Source organism: Streptomyces sp. NPDC060198 (genome assembly GCF_042728415.1).
GTDB lineage: Bacteria > Actinomycetota > Actinomycetes > Streptomycetales > Streptomycetaceae > Streptomyces.
In genome coordinates, this window is the sequence record NZ_JBHWZJ010000126.1 from 1 (window position 1) to 18,215 (window position 18,215).

The window sequence follows — 18,215 nt, forward strand, 5'->3', positions numbered from 1 at the left end:
CGCCTGCCCGCGCCCGGACGCCGGAGTGTCTCGCGCCGCTCACTCCTCGGGCGGTGCACACCATCGCCACCGTCATGCACCTGGAACATCCACGCGTGCTTATCCAGGGAGGGTTCGTGGACATCCCGTACATCGTCATCGACCAGCTCGTCCCCGACCAGCAGCAGGTCTGGAACACGTACTTCGGCGACGCCGACCGCCCCCGTTACATCGAGGAGGGCATCTGGCGCCGTACCCAGGAGAAGGCCACTGCCGGCCAGTCCGGCTGGGAGGACCCCGCCGACGCGCGTCGGCGGATCATCCACTACCGCTACCGGTACGGCTTGGTCCCCACCACGGCCGCCCCCGCCATTGGCCTGACCGACCTCTACCTCTATCACTCCGCGTCCGCACCGGCCGACGAGATCGCGGCGCATCACGACGCCCTCCTGGACTCGCTCGGCGCCGGTGGTTGGCGAGAGGCTCCCGGCGGCTTCTTATGGGTGCGACGCGATCTGAAGTGCCGGATCACCGAGTACGACGTCCACCCCCAGGACGCCGCCGCGGGTCGCCTGCTCCCCTCCGGCTACCAGAGCCTGGACGTGCGCATCGCCTCCGTGGCCTACACGCCGCCGCCGGCCGTCCGGCAGCTGCCCTGGAACGTCCTCTCCACCGGCATCCGCTCCAAGGACAGACCAGGCACACCGACCCGCGTCCCGGACCTCTCCGTGCTCGCGGACCTGCGGCCGTTCCAGGTGGAGATCGGCTGCGGTACGTCGGTCTAGGCGGGGATCCCGCCTCTGCACCGGCTCCACGAGATCTACCGGGTCACCGACCGCCAGGGCCACGAGCCGCGTGAGCACCGCTTCACTCTCTCCCCGACGGCCGACACGCTCCTCCACGAGGTGCTGACGGCGCCGGAGGAGAAGACGGCGGAGTTCGTGGAACTGTTCCGCGCCTGCTTCCTCGCCGAGCCAACCCCAGCGATGTGGGCACTCAAGGAGCTGAAGGACGACGGCCACCTCGTCGGACCGGTCATCACCAACAACTTCGACGTGCTGGCCGCCCGCGCCGGACTCGACGAGTGCTTCATGCGCCGGTACGACCAGGCGGTACCGGACGTCGAGTGGGTCGACGGCGCCAGAGCCCTCCTCGTCGTCGGCCTGCACGCCGACCGACGCAAGGTCCAGGCCCGCGCCCGCGCACGCGGCATGCAGGTCGTCTTCCTGGATCCGGAGGGCTTCTGGCACGACGGCCGGTTCATGCCCTACCCGCTGGAAGGACCCCAGGACGGTGACCTGGTGTGCCGTTCCACAGCCGCCGAGGCGCTGCCCGCTCTCGTCAATCTGCTGAAGCAGCAGTCCGGTTGATCGACCTGCACAAGGACGGCCGCGCCGGATGCGGGCGCTAGCGTGGCGCACCCGGCCGGCCCGGATTCCCCGGGCGGGCGAAGACAGGGAAAGGAGCGTCGGTCCCATGCGCGTATCCGTCATCGGTTGCGGTCACCTGGGCATCCCCCACGCCGCCGCCATGGCCGAGATCGGCCACGAGGTCATCGGCGTGGACCTGGACCAGGCGAAGATCGACCGCCTCAACGCGGGCGAGAGTCCCATCTACGAGGAGGGCCTGCCCGAACTCCTCGCCACGCACACCGCCTCCGGGCGGCTGCGGTTCACGACCAGTCTCGCCGAGGCGGCCGAGTTCGCCGACGTCCACTTCCTCGCGGTGGGCACGCCCATCGACGCCGACGGGCGCAGCTACGACACGGGGCAGGTGTTCGGCGTGGCCCGGGCCCTCGCGCCGCACCTGACCCGGCCGGCCGTCGTCATCGGCAAGTCCACGGTCACCGTGGGGACAGCGCGGGACCTCGGCGCCCTCCTCACGCGCCTCTCACCGGCCGGTGAGGACGTGGAGGTGGTCTGGAACCCCGAGTTCCTCCGCGAAGGGCACGCCATCGACGACACCCTGCGGCCCGACCGGATCGTCGTCGGCGTCCCCTCGGCCCGCGCGGAGGACGTCGTACGGGAGGTCTACGCACCGCTCCTGGCCAACGGCATCCCGCTGTTCGTGACCGACCCCGCCACCGCCGAACTCCTCAAGGGCGCCGCCAACGCCTACCTCGGCATGAAGATCTCCTTCATCAACGGCGTCGCCGACATGTGCGACGCCGCCGGTGCCGACGTCCAGCAGCTGATCGAGGCCATCGGCGTCGACCCGCGCATCGGCCGCGGTGGTCTCAACGCCGGTCCCGGCTACGGAGGCGGCTGCCTCCCCAAGGACGTCCGCGCCTTCACCGCCTCCGCCCGCGCCCTGGGTGCCACCGAGGCCGCGACCATGCTCCGCGCGGCGGAAGAGGTCAACGAATCCCGGCCCGCCGCCGCGCTGAAACTCATCGAGCAGACCCTCGGCCGGCCGGTCGACGGGGTACGCGTCACCGTCTGGGGCGCCTCCTTCAAGGCCGGCACCAACGACGTCCGCGAATCCCCCGCCCTCGCCATCGCCGCGCTCATGCACCAGCGCGGCGCGACCGTCACCGTCCACGACCCGCACGCCAACCCCACGGCACTGCAGCGCAACCCCGAACTCGACTACGCCGAGAGCCTGGAAGGCTCCGTCCAGGGCACCGAACTCGTCGTCCTGGCCACCGAATGGCACCACTTCCGCGAGGCCGATCCCAAGGCCCTCGCCCCCCTGGTCGCGGACCCGGTCCTCGTCGACCTCCGCAACCTCATCGACGCCGACGCCTGGCGCATGGCCGGATGGACCGTACGCCAGCTCGGACGACCCGCACAGGAATAACCGAACCCATCGATCGGAGATCCAGCGTGGACACCCTGTGGGACAACATCGAGAAGCTCTCCGCCGTCTGCCGCGCGGCAGGAGCCCACCTCCCCGACGAGGAGCTCAAGGCCCTTCAGGTCGGCAAGGTCGCCGAAGAGGCCGGCGAGGCCATGCACGCCCTCCACGGCCTGAAGGGGCTCACCACCTGCGGCGACGACCACGCCTGGTCCGAGGTGCAGAACGACCTCGTCGGCGCCGTCATCGCCGCTCTCCTGGCGATGCACTACATCGACCCCACGGGCGCCCACGCCACCTTCGACGACATCCTCCACCGACGGACCCGCAGGGGCCGGGAGGCTGCGGCTGCGGTCTGACGCTCCCAAGCACCCCGTCGGCTGCGCCCACGGGGTGCGGCCGACGGTCGTGTGCAGGAGTTGGGGGCCCGACGCCCAGAGAGGGAGGGGGCCTCTTCACTCGGTCGGCATGGCCCTGGGGCCGACGAACCATCACGAGAGAGCGCGATTAGCGAGTCCCCAAGCAGCCCTTCCTATCGAAATAGAGCATCGAAAGAACCCAACCGGCACAGATCAACCAAAACCGGTCGCTTGAGATCAAAGACAGAGAGCACAAGCCGACAACATATAGCATCAGACAAATGACCACCGGTAGCACAAATGCAGAAAATCCGAGTGAGAACCTTGTTTCGCAAGTCATCAAGGTAACCCCCGAAATTGCCGAAAAGTTCCTATCCCAGACTTCGGTAAATCGCCGTCTGGACATGGGACAGGTAGGGGCGTTGGCGGACACCATCCGCCGCGGCGAGTGGAGGTTGACTCATCAAGGAATTGCCTTTGACGAGAAAGGCGCACTTCTCGATGGCCAGCACCGCCTCCACGCGATCCTCGAGGCCAGGATTCCAGTGGAGATGGTCGTCTTCAATGGCTTACCGAAGGAAGTTTTTCCAGTGCTCGACACCGGAAAACGCCGCAGCGCAGCCGACACACTGCTGTCGACCGGCGAGAAATACCTGACGCTACTTTCCTCCACAATCCGTCACGTCATCCTCTTCAACACAATCCCCAATGACCCCTGGAACGGCGCACGAGCTTACGTATCCAACGACCGAATCCTGTCTGAATTTAACGATGACAAGGGAAGGTATAAGGAGGCAGTAGGCGTAGGTCGCGAGCTTTCCAAACACCTTTTTGCGAGCCAAACGGCAGCAGCAGTTGGGTATTTCCTGACCACTGAGGTAGCACCTGCCGCAGACATTGACCAATGGATCACGGGTCTCAAGTCGGGTGCGAACCTGGATTCCGGCGATGCCAGGCTCGCCCTGCGAGAGGTGCCGCAGGAAACGCAGAAGCGAGGCTCAAGGCGAAGAATGGGAATTCGGGATCAGGTGGCAATCTACATCAAGGCATGGAATGCCTGGGTTGAGCCAGATAACTTCAGTGAATTGCACCTTCGGCGCATGAGGAAGAGAGAGAAGATGCCCAAGCCGGTCGAGGTAAAGTTTGGTCGTTAAGAGCACGTGACGCCGGTTCAGGGCCGGTTGCTGCGAGCAATCACCACCCCCTCCTCCCCGCGCACTACCACCTCCCGACCTAAAGATTTGGCAAGTCGCTCAACAAAATCGTGAGAAATCGCCTGCACTGATTCACCAGAGCCCTGTGCGGCCACAACTACGCTCTCGCCCTCCCAGGAGGAACGGACAACCACCCAGCCAATTTTTGCAAATGCAGATGCGATAAACTTCTCCTCGCTGATTCGTCGAATTTCCCGAGACGGCCGCCGGGGCGCCCCTTCCTCCCGAAGTACGTATCTCTCAATCTGGGTCACACGCTGGTCGAGCTGCCGGGAAATAAGGAGAATTTCCTCCGTCATATCGGCTTCAGACCGCTCCACTGCGACGGATTGAAGATTTCCCGACGGAATCACATTAGCCGTCATTATGCTATTCTCGAATTCCGGCCAACTCCTCCGAAAAGAGCGCTCCAACCTTTCGCGTGAGATTGCCAGGTCACCCGCAGCGTCATTAATGTCGAAAAGAAGCTTCTGCACGTCGCCTTTACTGTCCCCACTGATAGCCTGGAACTGACTCAAGGGGCTGCGGAGGTCGGCAATTTTCATGCCAACCAAGAACGGGACGACATAGCTTTCTTCAACCTGCTTGGCGAGAGACCCAGCCTCAAAGTTAATCCAATTGGAATCTTGATTCTCCGGGGTTACACAGATAATCCCAAAATTTGTTTCGGAAAGCTCGTCAGTGATGTCTCGAACCCCTCTCCTTCCTGCAGAAATATCTAGACTAGAGTGCCAGGGGTCGATGTACTGGAGAACATCTGGCAACCAGGACCGCAAGGCTTCGGCAGTCTGCTTAGAACGCTCCCCGGACCAGCTCAGAAAAACCTTCATAGTAATCACCTCTAACTATGATCAGCATGCCGATCGGGTGAAATCGACTCGATCATTCTCGCGCGTCATCTTGAGCAAATATTCCTGCTCCGCCTTGAGTATTCCGTACGACTCACGTACGTAGGACAGAAAACTGCTCCCGGGGTGATGAACCAAGGGAGTTTTAATTGGCCCAGCTCCATCCCAGCTCGCCAGAAGGGCGTCATAAGTTGCTGAGTGCGCGCAAAAATCCAGAATAACAGGTGGCATTTCCCCGCCGATGATCAGGTCCCCTCGGGCAGTAATGATCTCCCGCATTTTCTGAGCCGTCGGGGCAAACACGGCCTCTACCCAAGTGCGCCACTGCACCTCTTCCTGCTCCGGCAGAGCGTCCGCGACCGAGCCAGCATCAATCGGCACAATATAACGCCTACGATACTCAATCCACGCCTTCTCATTCGTTTCCGTGAGAACGAGAAGCGGACCGTACAGATCTTTTAGTTGGCTACTGATCCAGTCGATCCGTGCTTTTCTCAGCGATCTTCTGGTCTCCCCTTGATAGTTCAGCCAATAGGCTGTGATGGCAATCATGAGGCTGGCACAGGCAGTCACCATCGCTGGGATCATCAGAATCTCCTGACACTGCTTCGGTGTCGTCTACACCCTGTCTATGACTGAGGAAAGGGAGGCCGCACCCAATAGTGGCCCAGTTAGTCGTACCACCCGTGGCACCCGAGGAGGGGCTAGGGTTGTTCACGCGGATGGCCGACCCAGTTGGTACCCCGAGGTCTCCCTGCGGCCGAGACTGCAACACAGGATTTCCCACCGCCCAGAGCCCATGACCCATGGATTCACGCTCACACCTATGTAAACGGACCCATCACCACACCGGTTACGGCCGAAACAACACCACTGCCCACGACGTCTGGGTACGAGCGCTGTCGCAGCATCTTCATCGGGCGCCATGCCCTCCCACACCACGGCGCCGCCTTGCGGCGGCGACAGGGAACTTCATCGTCACGCACGCATCCAAGCAGGTTGGAGCATTGGCCAGACAGCAGAACACGATATTGAGGCTATGCGGTTCGGCCGTCATCGCCGGTGCCAGCAACGGCTACGGCCGCCAGCCAGACTCACTGAGTCGCCAGCGTGTGGTCGTGCCACAACGTGCCGGTAGAGGCAGTAAACAGCGGTCACCAAGGGCGTCACAGGAGCTGCAGGCGAACGTCGCCAGGCGGCCATCACTCCAGTTCAGAGACCACTCACGAGCCGAAGTCCAGGGTGATTCCCAAGCTCAGAGCGCGAGTTCGATTCTCGTCACCCGCTCCACGAAGAAGGCCCAGGTCAACGACCTGGGCCTTTCTTGTTGTTCAGCTCGTTCTCTGTAGTTCCCGTCAGCTTCACACCACGCATCGGGCACATGCATCGGCGAGAAATCGATTCTGTTCGCGGGGGAGGACTACACCGCGCCGTTGGGTGGCACGGTCCGGCCATGAGGATGATCAACGTGGTGGCGGCTACGGTCGCCGGCAGTTGTCTTGTGGTCGCGCCGGCGGCCGAGGCGTCGACGGTGCGGCACTGGGAGAAGAGGGTGAAGTGCGAGCAGGCGTGTCATCCCCACGCGTTACGGCAACGGCGAGCTCGGCTGGAACCACTTTTCCGGCAAGCACAACATCAAGAAGTGTTGGGTGGTCGACGCACCCTTGGCCGGAAGAGTGGACAGGAAGAGCGGAGGGAGGCTCGAGTACTACGGAGTCGCCCGAAACGGTACCAAGCTGGTAAATATCGTGGTCATTGTCCAATACACCCGCCGTACTGCCGACTGCGAGTACGACGCTGGTACGGGTAAGAAGGTCGGCGTCGTCACGGCCTACTGCAAGGGCATGACCAAGTGTCCGAATTGGATCAACGAGTGAGCAACCTCGCCAAGGAGACAGTCGAACAGCAGGCGTACCTCACGCGCTTCCTTCTCGACTACACAGCGGCGCCCCTCGTCGGGGGGACCTTCCTGCGCGGCGTGCTGCCCATACCCGATTCGATCCGGGTCGTGACCGGAGCCGCCGACGCGGTGGACGGGCATGGGCTGGTCGCCTATGAAGTGCCGTTGACGGACGACGACGAGGAGCCAGTGACCGCACCGTTGGTGCTCGGGTGGACACGCACGCTCGCATCCCTCGCTCTCCCCCGCACGGACACGACCGTGATGGGCATGCCCCTGGTGACGGTGGACACCGCCGCCCTCGAACCGGCCGACCCGACCCGCACGGATCAAGCGCTACGGGTACTGCGCGCATTGGCCTGGCCGTACGTGGAGATCCCGCCCAGCCCCGCGCTCTGCGGGTTCCTCTTCACCGGGCTGGACAGCATGCGGCTCTACCTCGCCTCCGAGAAGGCGCGCGGCGTGATCGCGGCCGACATCCGGCTCGATGGCACGCTGACCGCCCTGCTGGCCGCCCTGCCCTCACTCCTCGACGAAGAGGAACGCTGGGCGGCAGACCTGTCCGACCCTCATTGTGTCCGCAGGGTCGATCTGACCAACTGGTGAAGGCCGACAGTCATGCACCCTGACACCACGGACATCCGCCGGCCGGCCATGGGATCACCGCCCAGCGCTCGCTGCCTCCGCAAGGTCTGCGGCTTCGGCCAGTACAGGAGATCCTGGCCCTCCTCAGGGCAGGAACCACGCGATTCCACGCGCATACCCCGGTATGCTTAGTGCATGTCCTCCACGACGCGCATCACCGTCACGCTCCCCAGCGACCAGGTGGCGGAGCTCCGCAAGCTCACGGACAACGTCTCCGGCTACGTGGCGGAAGCCGTGGCCCGCCAGATCCGGCACCAGCTCCTGGGCGATGACCTCCGCCGCCATGAGGAAGAACACGGCCACTTCAGCGACGAGGAACTCGCCGACGCCCATTCGAAGATCTTCGGCCCAGTCGGCTCCTCCAAGGACGCGGACGCCGCGTGAGCGAGCGCATCGAGACCGTCGTCCTGGACTCGGAAGGACTCTCCGCCTGGATCGCGCAGGACCGCAAGATCCTCGCGATGCTGCAGGTCTTCCACGACATGGGAGCCGACCTGGTGATCGGGGCCAACACCATCGTGGAAGTCAGCCACTCCCGCACCGACATGCCTCGCCTGAACTGGGTTCTGTCCCGCGTCAAGGTGGAGCCGGTCACCGAGCAGGCGGCGAAAGCGGCGGCTGAGCTCCTCAAGGGCGCCGGACTGCGCGGGCACAAGTACGCCATCGACGCCACGGTCGCCGAGGTCGCGCTCCGCCAGCCGAAACCCGTCGCCCTGCTGACCTCCGACAGCGACGACATGGCCAAGCTCTGCGGCAGCCAGGTCCGCATCGTCTCGATCTGAGCCGAAGGTACCCAGCCGTCGTGCCCTATCCGTGCCCATCAGAGCGGACAGCCTCGGTCAGGAATGACCTCCAGAGACCATCGCATCCACGCCACCCAACCGGAAGGCGCCGGCCAGAGCCCCGTTGAGTGGCCCACGCACCGCTGACTCCCAAGCTCAGAGCGCGAGTTCGACTCTCGTCACCCGCTCCATGAAAAGACCCCAGGCCAGCGGCCGGGGCTTCTTTGTTGTCTGGACCGGTTCAGGCACCTCGTGCCATTTCCATGCCAGGTTCGTGGTCGTCCGCCGCTTCAGAGGCCGTTGTCCTCCGAACTTGATGACTGCGTTCTTGCTGGTCAGGCAGAGGGCCGAGGTATCCGTGGCAGGCAGTCCGCGTCGTGTTGGTGCGGTCGCGGAGGTTCGCGATGCCGTCGGTGATCGGGCTGTTGGAGAAACGGGAGGGCATCGCTGCTCAGCGCGTGGAGGCCCTACGGGCCGAGGCGGGCCGGGTTCTGGCCGAGTTGCGGGAGGCCGAATTCGACTGGGGGCGGTTCGTCGTTTCGCGGGAGACCGCGGTGGAGGTTCTCGCGGGTCCGGATGGTGTGCAGGACGTGGCGGCTGGAGGTGTCGGTGCAGTCGCCGGAGTATCAGCGGATCGCGGCGGTGCTGGCAGGCGCCAGGACATCCTTGACGAGCGAGGCACTGGCGACGGGGCTGCGGGTGGATGGGAGGTGAGGACGAAGGCGGAGGGGGTGTGGTCGAAGACGAGGCGGCTGGTGGACCGGGGCCGGCTGGTCAGGCGGCCATCGGGACGGTTCGCGCTCGCCGTGGGCCTGTGAGGCGGCAGATCATGAGCATCGTCATCGACCACCGGATCATCGCCTCGCTGTTGTCGCACCGCCTCTCGTAGTCGCGGGCCAGGCGGCGGGAGCGGAGGAACCGGGCGGAGCCGCTCCACGCACCAGCGGCGCGGCAGGACGACGAGACCTGAGATGTCGTCGGTGCGCTTGATCACCGTGCTGACCAGGTGCGGATCGGCCAGGGCCCAGGTGATCAGGGTGCCGGTGCAGCCGCGTCTGCCCACAGTTTCGTCGGTGCGGGGAACCGCTCCCGCAGGGCGGGCACTATGACGACGGCGGCCTGCCGGTAGGTGACGTCGCCTGCGGTCACGTGGATCATCAACAGCAGGCCGAGGGAATCCACGGATCAGGTGCCGGCGCCTGCCGTTGGTCTTCCCGGCGCCATCAAAGCCCCTGGCGCCGACGACCGCGTCGGCCTTGACCGTCTGGCGAGCCACCCGGGTCCCACCAGCCATCCGGGCACGCACAACAAAGACAACAGGGCCTCCTGGCGCACTCGAGCCTCAGCAACCCCGCACCGCCCCAGGGGCCCTGCCTTCATGCGCAACAACTGCGGAATCACCCGACCTGCCAGCCGCTTTCGGTCACACCGCGCTCAAGATCGATAGGACAACGGCCTCTAACGATCCGTTCCGGATCGGTGACCTGGTGCGAGGGGGGATGTTGGGCATGTTGGAGCGGATCGGAGCTCCGTCATCCGGGTGAGTAGCCTGCGGCACCTGCCCGTTGACGCCGAAGACCGGCGGTCGTACCGTCGCCGGGCAGAGATGTGACCATTGTTCATGAACGAGGACACGGGGTGGGGTCGTGGGGCAGCGCAAGGTCGTGGTGTCGGGTGGCGGTACGGGGATCGGGCGGGCGGTGGCCGAGGTCTTTGCGGCGGACGGCGACCACGTCGTCCTGATCGGGCGGCGCGAGGAGCCCCTGGAGAAGGCGGCCGGAGAGCTCGACGCCGCGCATGGCGCGGGAACGGCCTCCTGGGTCGCCGCCGATCTGAGCGATCCCGGCCAGGCCCGCAGAGCCGTGGAGTTCTGCACCGCGGGCGGCACGCAGGTCGACGTGATCGTCGCCAACGCCGGCGGCAACGTCGCCCCGGCCCACGACGGCACCCTCGAAGGCGTCGCGGACAGCTTCCGCCGCAACTTCGAGGCCAACGTGCTCACCGCCGTGCTGCTCACCGAAGGATTGCTGCCGCACCTCACCCGGCCCGGCGGCCGGATCATCCAGATGTCGTCCATCGCCGCGCTGCGCGGCCCCGGTTCGTACGGCGGCTCCAAGGCCACCGTCAACGCCTACACCGTCGACCTGGCGCAGAAGCTCGGCCCGCAGGGCATCACCGTGAACGCGGTCGCTCCCGGCTTTGTCGCCGACACCGAGTTCTTCGGCGACCGGGCCACGCCCGAGTTCGTCGCCGCACGGGCCAAGCAGTCGCTGACGGGCCAGGCGGGCCGCCCCTCGGACATCGCCGCCGCGGTGCACTATGTGGCGTCACCTGAAGCGGCGTTCATGACGGCGCAGATCGTGCATGTGAACGGGGGAGCAGCACTGGGGAGGTGACGGTCCGTCAACGGCCGGCAGCCGCCCTGGGCGCGACGAGCCCGACTCCACTCACGCGGGCAGAGAACGACGCGTAGTCGGCCAGCTGCGCTCCGCCGGAAACTCCGTGTCCGTACGGTGCGAGTCGTCCTAGCCTGAGCCCATGAGCGAGGACGAGTGGGCAGGAGTGCGGGAGCGGGTGCTCCGCCTCGGTGAACTTCCGGGCGCTGATGATGTTTTCGGGGCACGGGGGCATGGCTTCCGCCTCGGGCCGGTCATGAGCGAGGGAGAACTCCGGTCCCTGGAGGCGGGCTTGGGCGTCGGTCTACCCGCGCAGTACCGCAGCTTTCTCCGCCACGTGGCGCGAGGGGGCGCCGGCCCCTACTACGGGTTGATGAGCCCGGCCCCGGCCGACGGCGGGTGGCGGTGGAGCGGTACCGGGCTCGTCCACCCCGCGCAGCCGACCACCGCCGAGTTCGCCGGACGGCCCTTCGTGGCCGAGGCGCTGGCGGGTGAGCTCGCCGCCCTGGAGGCGCGGGAGCCCAAGAGGGAATCGTACGCGGACGACGAGGAGTTCGGCCTCGCGTACGCGTCCTGGGACGCACGTTGGGAGGAGCTGTACGACGCGCAGGAGGCGGGCTCGGTGTTCCTCAGCGCGCAAGGTTGCGGCTACACCTCGGTCATGGTCATGACGGGTCCGGGCCGAGGGGCCGTCTGGGATGACCTGAGACCGATGGACCGAGGGATCGTGCCTACGGGGCGGGACTTCGCGCAGTGGTATCGAAGCTGGCTCGAAGACACCGAGCAGCGGCTCGGAACCAGGCTGGGCTGAGCACCAGGCGTTCCTGCGGGGGCCACGAAGCACACTGGCCCACCCGCCGTACTGCCGGCGGCGAGCCCGGTGCCCCCGCCCGAGCCCGCCCGCCCCACAGCCGGCGGCCAGCGGCCAGCGGCCAGCGGCCAGCGGCCAGCGGCCAGCGGCCAGCGGCCAGCGGCCAGCGGCCAGCGGCCAGCGGCCAGCGGCCAGCGGCCAGGAAATTCTTCGTGCCCGTCGGTCCGTATCAGGGGCTGACACCCTGCCCGACGCCCCCGCCGTACGAACCGACGCCCGTGGCACGGCATCATGCGGGCATGGTCACCATTCATCTGAAGTACGAGATCGACGCTGAGAAGCTGGAGGACTTCGAGGAGTACGGGCGCCGCTGGGTCCGGCTCGTCAACCGGTTCGGCGGGACCCATCACGGCTACTTCCTGCCGAGTGAAGGCGACAGCGACATCGCCTACGCGTTGTTCTCCTTCCCCAGCCTGGCCGCGTACGAGCAGTACCGCACGGACAGCATGTCCGACCCGGAGTGCCGTCAAGCGTTCGAACTGGCTCGTGAGACCCGCTGCATCAAGCGCTACGAGCGCCGCTTCCTGAGGCCGCTGGACGGCCTGTCCTAAGAGGTGTCCGAGCGGTCGAAGTCCCACCCCCGTCGGGGCCGGCCTCCTCGTCGTCGCGGACGGCTGCTCCTGCGGCGGGGCTACCGGAACGGCCGACCGTCCGTACCTCTCCGAGGCGGCGGACCGCCCGTGCTGCCGGAACCGCAGGCGGTCCCGACCGGTCCTCGTGCTCGGTGCGGGAAATGGCGCAGCCCGCCACCGTTCCTCGGAGCCGCCGCCGCTGGGACAGAAACCGGACATGTCCAGCATCATTTCAAGATTGCCTCGGACCTAGTGTCATCGGTGAAAGCAGGAAGCACCGCAACCGAATCGCCGCTGGAGATCATGATGCGTTCGCGCCTCGCCGACCGTTCCACTCGTCTCTTCCTCGCCGCCGCAGCCGTGGCCGCTCTCGCCGCCACTTCCACCGCATGCAGCCCCGACGACGCCGAGGGCGCCGCCAGTTCCGCGGCCTCATCCGCCGAAGGCGCCGGCCCCTCCTCCAGCGCGAGCGACCCCGCCGACGCGACCGGCTCCAGCGGTTCCGGCACCAACGCGTCCGATTCCAGCGGCTCGGGCTCCAGCGGCTCGGGTTCGTCGAGCGACACCGGTGGCAAGGCCACTGCCTCCGGCGAGGGCGAGGGCGCCGGCGACAAGAGCGGCTACGGACAGTCCTGCGGCACCAACGACCTGGACTTCACGGTCACCTCGAAGTCTCAGGCCGGCGGCTACTACCTCGTCACCGCCAAGGCCAAGTCCGGCATCACCTGCTACCTGGACGTCAACACGCCCAGCGTGGCCTTCGGCTCCGGTGCCGACGGTGTCGCGTCCCCCGTCGGGCAGGGCGGCGAGGACCCCATCAAGCTCTCCGGATCGGCTGTCGCCTACACCGGTATCAACCCGAAGACCACCGACGGCGATGGCGGCAAGGAGTTCGAGACCGTCATCATCGCCACCACCGACGACGATCCGGACCCCGCCGAGCTGGCGCTTCCCGACACCGCCACCGTCGACAAGCCGATCGTCACCAACTGGTCCACCGACCCCACCGAGACCGTCCCCGTCATCATCTGACGAAGGCGGCGTACCACCCGGTCAAGGGACGTTCGACACCGTGAGCACCACCGTGAGCACACAGAACCCCGAGCGCGGACGGCCAGTGCGGCTCTCGCGACACGCTCCATGAGAACGCCCCGGGCCATCCGCCCCGGGGCTTCTTCGGTTCTGAGGCACGGCACCGCGAGTTCGGCGCGCCGGATGCGCGGGAGTTCGAGAAGGGGGCCTCGCGGACGACGGGAAGTCCCACCCCGGCTGCGCGGCCGGCCCGGATCGCGGGCGGCCTCCCGCGCGACGCACAGGAGCGGCTGCGGGTCTGTCGTCACGGTCCGCATTCGGCCCACCATGGGCGCGGGAACAGTCACCACCGCCCGTACGGTTGCAACGAGGTAGGGCCGGCACCGCGAGGTCGGGAGAACGGGGACCACGGGGTCTTCCACCCGCCGGGACCCGGGCCCACGAGCGTGGTGCGTCCACCACGTACTCGAACCGCGACCGACATCTGCAGAAGGACTGTTTCCATGACCGACCGGCCCTTGACCCTCATGGCAGTGCACGCGCACCCCGACGACGAAGCGACGAGCACCGGAGGGGTCCTCGCGCGGTATGCGGCGGAGGGAATCCGTACGGTGCTCGTGACCTGTACCGACGGCGGTTGCGGGGACGGGCCCGGGGGTGTCAAGCCCGGCGACCCGGGGCACGACCCGGCGGCGGTCGCCTCGCTGCGCCGCCAGGAGCTGGAGGCGAGCCGCGACGTCCTGAAGATCAGCGACCTGGAGACACTGGACTACGCCGACTCCGGAATGGTCGGGTGGCCGAGCAATGACGCCCCCGGTTCCTTCTGGCGGACCCCCGTGGCGGAGGGCGCCGCCCGGCTCGCGGAGCTCATGCGGCACTACCGGCCCGACGTGGTCGTCACCTACGACGAGAACGGCTTCTACGGCCACCCCGACCACATCCAGGCCCACCGCATCACCATGGCCGCCCTGGAGATGACCGAGCTGACGCCGAAGGTGTACTGGACGACGATGCCGCGGTCGGCGATGCAGCGGTTCGGGGAGACCATGCGCGAGTTCGGGGAGGACATGCCGGAGCCGGACCCCGCCGAGGAAGCCGCGATGGCCGAGATCGGCCTCCCGGACGACGAGATCACCACGTGGGTGGACACCACCGCGTTCAGTGGTCAGAAGTTCGACTCACTGGCCGCGCATGCCAGTCAGGGCGAGAACATCTTCTTCCTCAGGATGGGCAAGGAGAAGTTCGCCGACCTGATGGGCGTGGAGACCTTCGTACGCGTCAAGGACGCCACCGGCGCGGCCTTGCCCGAGACCGACCTCTTCGCCGGACTGCGCTGATCCGCGCGCCCGGCCCGGTGGAGCAGCCGGGTCGGAGCGCCGGAGCGCCGACGCGGGCCGGCCGCGCGTCGTCCATGATCTTCGTGTCCGGCTCCGGCACCTCCTCGTCGGCCGCGCCGGTGGAGGTCCAACGGCGGGCGGACTCCAGGGCGTCGAGCAGATCCTGAGGGACGCCCTCGGCGGCGACGTGCGGGACGCCGAGCGGTCGGCGCCGGCCTGGTGCGGGGTCGAGGAGTGGCAGCCGCCCGCGCCGGCCGTGCTGTGTTTCGCAGCGCCGAGGTGCGCCGTCGGTACGCGCCCACGATCCTCCCCGCCTGCCGCGACCTGGCGGTCCCGCAACGGCACGACCTCACGTGCCCGGCCTACGCGTCGGCGGTTCCGGACGACGAGCCCCTCGTGGTGCCGCACAGGCCACCGGAACCGGATTCGATGGGCGTATCAGCGGCATCGGGGACGACTTCCAGTTGTACACGCTACGGACCCACGCCCTCATGGGCGGCGGCCACGTACCCGGCACCGGATCTGAGCCGTCGGCCGCGAACCGTCGGCGACAGACGCGGCGAGCATCGCCCTGCAGTCCCGAGCCCCGCCACCGGGTGGACTTGCGTCCGGTGGCGGGGCCCAGAGGCTCCGGCCAGTCAGTCAGTCGGGTTCCGGGTCGGGTCGGGTCGGGTCGGGTCGGGTCGGGTCGGGTCGGGTCGGGTCGGGTCAGATCGTCGGCGTGTCGTCGACGATCTCCTTGTGCGGCTCGACGATGAACTTCCAGCCCTCGCTGGGCTCCAGGAACCGCACGCGGGTGGGGTAGATGTCCAGGGCGCGCCGGTCGCGGTTCTGGCCGTTGGCACCCTTCCGGGCCCGGGCCGGCTCCTCATACAGGTCGACCTTGACGTCCGGCACCGCGACGACTTCCTCGCTCCAGCGCTGGACGACGCCCGCACCGAACGCCTCCCGCGCGGAGGCGTAGAGCGCGTCCAGGGACTCCTTGTTCCCGGCGGGCACGAAGAGGGCGAGGTTCAGCAGGACGCCGGCGCTCTGCAGGACCTCGATCGCCTCCCCCGACTCGTCGGCGATCCAGATACCGCCCTCGTCGGCGTTCTCCGGGAGGACGTGAACCTCCTCGCCGAAGACCGTCTTCGCGACGAAGGACCCGCCTTCGAAGTCCTTGCCCGGCGCCGTGAGGAAAGCCGGGGCATAGCAGTCGAGAGGAAGACCATCCACCCCTGCCGGAACAAAAATACTGTCCTGGATTCCCAAGCCTGAAATCTCGTCGGCCGTAAGACGTCGAGCCGATACCTTCTCGGTGTTCACGCCATTCCCCTTTTACTCGCTGGCGCTCAGTGAATTCATTAATACTCTACCACGACAATGATCAACTAAGGACTGTCCCGCAATTTCTGGTGGATCGGTGCGCGGCGTCGGATGCGGTGCGTCGCAAGGCGGAGGAGCGTTCGCATACTGGATGAAGCGGGATGTTCCGACAAACGCGGCGAGGTGCCGTGACGGTCGTCGCACACCCGCCAGGAATTGCGGGAAAGCCCTGAGAGTTCGTTTCACCTCACTCCGAGCAGGTGACGACGGTTCGATTCCCTCCCCAGCGAAGCACCGAAAGGAATTGGTATTCACGGAACGCGGTATCGTCCATTCGGGATGGACCGTCCGAATCGATACGATTCTCCGGACTCGAACTCCGGCGTGAATTCGGCGTCCGACTGCACCAGGAATATTGGGGGTATCTCAGGATTCGTGATGCGGAACCGCCGGGGCGAGAGCTTCCCGCACCGTCGGGAGGGCGCCTGCCCACGAAAAAGCGGCCGGCAACGTCCTTCGACGTTGCCGACCGCGCCACATTCGTCCTTGTCGTGCAGGCCCACACCTGGCCCGTACAGGCCCACACCGGCCCGTACGGGGGAACCAGCAGGGCCTACCGCACCGGGAACCCGAAGGTGTAGCCCTGCTCCTTCAGCCACGGCAGGACCTCGCGCAGGGCGTCCAGAGTCTGGGCCCGGTCGCCGCCCGCGTCGTGGAAGAGGACGGTCGGGCCGTCGGCGATCTCGCTCTTGACGGTCGCGACGATGGTCTCCACCCCGGGGTGCTCGAAGTCCTTGGTGTCGACGTTCCAGCCCAGCGGGCGCATCCCCCGGGAAGCGGCCAGTTGCCGGCTGTACGGGGTGAAGGCACCGCCCGGAGCCCGGTAGTACATCGGACGGACGCCTCCGGACGCTTCGGTGATCATGCGTTCGGCGTCCAGGATCTGCTGCCGCTGGTAGGCCTCGGACTTCTTGTCCATGGTGGTGTCGTGCGAGACCGTGTGGTCGCAGAGCCGGTGTCCGTCCGCCACGACCGCCTTGACCAGGTCCGGGTACGCCTCGGCCTGCGTGCCCACCATGCAGAACGTCGCCTTCACGCCGTTCTCCTTGAGGAGTTGCAGCACCTTCGGCGTCCAGACCGGGTCCGGTCCGTCGTCGATGGTGATGTTGACGCCCTTGGCCCCGGCGTCGGAGGCGTGCACGATGCCCACGGCCACGGGCTTGATGGCCGGCGCCGAGACGTGCGCCTGCGGCCGGCGCGCCCCGGTGGTGTCGGCCTGCGCGGTCCACATCGACATGGCGACGGCTCCCACGGTCACTCCGAGCGCCGCGGCGAAAGCCTTGCCGTACCAGCCCCTTCCCTTGTGCTTCGCCATGTCCGCCCGCCCCTTTTGCCGTGTCCGTCGGTGCCGTGTCCGATGCCGTGCACTCATCAAGTCACACGAACACCCGGCCGAGGTAGGTCGGTTACCGACTGAAGACGAAGCCGCAGGTGGCCGGCGACAAACGCAGGGGTTCCGCGACAGGAAAGACCGGCAGATCGAGAAGGGCGGCTGGTCGAGAAGCCGGGCCGCTTCCGCCGCTCACGCGACTGCCCCGCCGCGCCACCGAAGCGGCGGCCTGGCGGGGCAGTTCACGGCCGCGCGTGCTCGCTACTTCAGCGCGTGGGCAGCGGCCTGGGCGAGCGTGCTCGCCGCGTCGGAACGTTGCGCCTTGGTGGACTTCTTGTCCGCCAGCACCTTCGCGGCGGCGGTGAGGATCTTCTTACCGGGCCTGCGCGTCGACGCGGCCGGGGTCTGGGAGAGGGCACTGGCCGCGGCCCGCTTCTCGGTCTTCGCCGCCTTCTTGGCGCGTACGGTCTTTCCGGCGGCCGAAGCGGCGCGGGACGTGGTCTTCTTGGCGTCGGCGGATCCCGCCTTGCCGGAGGTCTGGGACAGTGCGCTCGCGGCGGCCTTCCTGCTGCTCTTCGACGTGCTGCTCGTGGTGGCCCGTCCGGCCGCCGAGGCCGCCTTCGGACGCGTGGTCCCGGATGTCTTCGTCTTCGCCATGACGCTCTCCCTGTTCCTCTGTCGGGATCTTCCGTCCTCTTCGCGTACCCGAACTCACGCGCATGGAACGGCCGAAGGCCTGACTCCGTGACAGGGAAACGGGGCAGCCCCGGTTCCGGAGAACCGGGG

Annotated in this window: 18 protein-coding genes and 1 pseudogene; 14 read left to right on the forward strand and 5 right to left on the reverse strand. The window is 66.9% G+C overall.

What is annotated here, in order from left to right:
* Positions 1-116: 116 nt before the first annotated feature.
* The 4 genes and pseudogenes from ACFWEP_RS17455 (at position 117) to ACFWEP_RS17470 (ending at position 4,288) form a co-directional block, all read left to right on the forward strand.
* A pseudogene (locus ACFWEP_RS17455) lies at positions 117-1,349 on the forward strand (hypothetical protein).
* A 106-nt stretch (positions 1,350-1,455) separates the two neighbouring features.
* Entirely contained in the window at positions 1,456-2,778 is a 1,323-nt protein-coding gene (locus ACFWEP_RS17460) for a UDP-glucose dehydrogenase family protein (protein ID WP_387371131.1), read from the forward strand.
* A 26-nt stretch (positions 2,779-2,804) separates the two neighbouring features.
* Positions 2,805-3,134: a MazG-like family protein gene (locus ACFWEP_RS17465; protein WP_387371133.1), complete on the forward strand. Its 330-nt coding sequence runs from the start codon at positions 2,805-2,807 to the stop codon at positions 3,132-3,134.
* A gap of 281 nt (positions 3,135-3,415) precedes the next feature.
* A complete protein-coding gene (locus ACFWEP_RS17470; RefSeq protein ID WP_387371135.1) occupies positions 3,416-4,288 on the forward strand; it encodes a hypothetical protein in 873 nt (290 codons plus the stop codon).
* Between the two features lie 17 nt (positions 4,289-4,305).
* On the opposite strand, the gene ACFWEP_RS17475 is transcribed toward ACFWEP_RS17470, so the two are convergent.
* On the reverse strand, positions 4,306-5,178 hold the full coding sequence (locus ACFWEP_RS17475; protein ID WP_387371137.1) for a TIR domain-containing protein: 873 nt from the start codon (positions 5,176-5,178) through the stop codon (positions 4,306-4,308).
* A 21-nt stretch (positions 5,179-5,199) separates the two neighbouring features.
* Positions 5,200-5,784: a hypothetical protein gene (locus ACFWEP_RS17480; RefSeq protein ID WP_387371139.1), complete on the reverse strand. Its 585-nt coding sequence runs from the start codon at positions 5,782-5,784 to the stop codon at positions 5,200-5,202.
* A gap of 1,061 nt (positions 5,785-6,845) precedes the next feature.
* On the opposite strand from ACFWEP_RS17480, the gene ACFWEP_RS17485 reads away from it, so the two are divergent.
* The 10 genes from ACFWEP_RS17485 to ACFWEP_RS17530 all read left to right on the forward strand — a co-directional run bounded on the left by ACFWEP_RS17485 (position 6,846) and on the right by ACFWEP_RS17530 (position 14,731).
* Positions 6,846-7,073: a hypothetical protein gene (locus tag ACFWEP_RS17485; protein ID WP_387371141.1), complete on the forward strand. Its 228-nt coding sequence runs from the start codon at positions 6,846-6,848 to the stop codon at positions 7,071-7,073.
* Positions 7,070-7,702 (forward strand): hypothetical protein, encoded by a 633-nt coding sequence (locus ACFWEP_RS17490; RefSeq protein WP_387371143.1) that lies wholly within the window; start codon positions 7,070-7,072, stop codon positions 7,700-7,702. The genes ACFWEP_RS17485 and ACFWEP_RS17490 overlap by 4 nt, the downstream gene beginning before the upstream one ends.
* A 174-nt stretch (positions 7,703-7,876) precedes the next feature.
* Positions 7,877-8,125, forward strand: a complete 249-nt coding sequence (locus ACFWEP_RS17495; protein ID WP_387371145.1) for a hypothetical protein — start codon at positions 7,877-7,879, stop codon at positions 8,123-8,125.
* Entirely contained in the window at positions 8,122-8,523 is a 402-nt protein-coding gene (locus tag ACFWEP_RS17500) for a DNA-binding protein (protein ID WP_387371147.1), read from the forward strand. The genes ACFWEP_RS17495 and ACFWEP_RS17500 overlap by 4 nt, the downstream gene beginning before the upstream one ends.
* Positions 8,524-8,927: 404 nt before the next feature.
* A complete protein-coding gene (locus ACFWEP_RS17505; protein ID WP_387371148.1) occupies positions 8,928-9,341 on the forward strand; it encodes a hypothetical protein in 414 nt (137 codons plus the stop codon).
* 828 nt (positions 9,342-10,169) lie between these two features.
* Positions 10,170-10,919: an SDR family NAD(P)-dependent oxidoreductase gene (locus ACFWEP_RS17510; protein ID WP_387371150.1), complete on the forward strand. Its 750-nt coding sequence runs from the start codon at positions 10,170-10,172 to the stop codon at positions 10,917-10,919.
* A 142-nt stretch (positions 10,920-11,061) separates the two neighbouring features.
* Positions 11,062-11,730 (forward strand): SMI1/KNR4 family protein, encoded by a 669-nt coding sequence (locus ACFWEP_RS17515; RefSeq protein ID WP_387371152.1) that lies wholly within the window; start codon positions 11,062-11,064, stop codon positions 11,728-11,730.
* A gap of 299 nt (positions 11,731-12,029) precedes the next feature.
* Positions 12,030-12,341 (forward strand): NIPSNAP family protein, encoded by a 312-nt coding sequence (locus ACFWEP_RS17520; protein WP_387371154.1) that lies wholly within the window; start codon positions 12,030-12,032, stop codon positions 12,339-12,341.
* Between the two features lie 327 nt (positions 12,342-12,668).
* Entirely contained in the window at positions 12,669-13,394 is a 726-nt protein-coding gene (locus ACFWEP_RS17525; RefSeq protein ID WP_387371164.1) for a hypothetical protein, read from the forward strand.
* 503 nt (positions 13,395-13,897) lie between these two features.
* A complete protein-coding gene (locus tag ACFWEP_RS17530) occupies positions 13,898-14,731 on the forward strand; it encodes a PIG-L family deacetylase (RefSeq protein WP_387371156.1) in 834 nt (277 codons plus the stop codon).
* 708 nt (positions 14,732-15,439) lie between these two features.
* On the opposite strand, the gene ACFWEP_RS17535 is transcribed toward ACFWEP_RS17530, so the two are convergent.
* The 3 genes from ACFWEP_RS17535 to ACFWEP_RS17545 form a co-directional block, all read right to left on the reverse strand.
* Positions 15,440-16,039 (reverse strand): hypothetical protein, encoded by a 600-nt coding sequence (locus ACFWEP_RS17535; RefSeq protein WP_387371158.1) that lies wholly within the window; start codon positions 16,037-16,039, stop codon positions 15,440-15,442.
* 613 nt (positions 16,040-16,652) lie between these two features.
* Positions 16,653-17,414 (reverse strand): polysaccharide deacetylase family protein, encoded by a 762-nt coding sequence (locus ACFWEP_RS17540; protein WP_387371160.1) that lies wholly within the window; start codon positions 17,412-17,414, stop codon positions 16,653-16,655.
* Between the two features lie 276 nt (positions 17,415-17,690).
* Positions 17,691-18,086 (reverse strand): hypothetical protein, encoded by a 396-nt coding sequence (locus tag ACFWEP_RS17545; RefSeq protein ID WP_387371162.1) that lies wholly within the window; start codon positions 18,084-18,086, stop codon positions 17,691-17,693.
* Positions 18,087-18,215 lie beyond the last annotated feature (129 nt).

Coding starts and splice junctions, on each gene's coding strand:
- ACFWEP_RS17460 (WP_387371131.1), top strand. CDS start 1,456: ATGCGCGTATCCGTCATCGGTTGCGGTCACCTGGGCATCCCCCACGCC.
- ACFWEP_RS17470 (WP_387371135.1), top strand. CDS start 3,416: ATGACCACCGGTAGCACAAATGCAGAAAATCCGAGTGAGAACCTTGTT.
- ACFWEP_RS17475 (WP_387371137.1), bottom strand. CDS start 5,178: ATGAAGGTTTTTCTGAGCTGGTCCGGGGAGCGTTCTAAGCAGACTGCC.
- ACFWEP_RS17480 (WP_387371139.1), bottom strand. CDS start 5,784: ATGATCCCAGCGATGGTGACTGCCTGTGCCAGCCTCATGATTGCCATC.
- ACFWEP_RS17495 (WP_387371145.1), top strand. CDS start 7,877: ATGTCCTCCACGACGCGCATCACCGTCACGCTCCCCAGCGACCAGGTG.
- ACFWEP_RS17505 (WP_387371148.1), top strand. CDS start 8,928: ATGCCGTCGGTGATCGGGCTGTTGGAGAAACGGGAGGGCATCGCTGCT.
- ACFWEP_RS17515 (WP_387371152.1), top strand. CDS start 11,062: ATGAGCGAGGACGAGTGGGCAGGAGTGCGGGAGCGGGTGCTCCGCCTC.
- ACFWEP_RS17520 (WP_387371154.1), top strand. CDS start 12,030: ATGGTCACCATTCATCTGAAGTACGAGATCGACGCTGAGAAGCTGGAG.
- ACFWEP_RS17525 (WP_387371164.1), top strand. CDS start 12,669: ATGCGTTCGCGCCTCGCCGACCGTTCCACTCGTCTCTTCCTCGCCGCC.
- ACFWEP_RS17530 (WP_387371156.1), top strand. CDS start 13,898: ATGACCGACCGGCCCTTGACCCTCATGGCAGTGCACGCGCACCCCGAC.
- ACFWEP_RS17540 (WP_387371160.1), bottom strand. CDS start 17,414: ATGGCGAAGCACAAGGGAAGGGGCTGGTACGGCAAGGCTTTCGCCGCG.
- ACFWEP_RS17545 (WP_387371162.1), bottom strand. CDS start 18,086: ATGGCGAAGACGAAGACATCCGGGACCACGCGTCCGAAGGCGGCCTCG.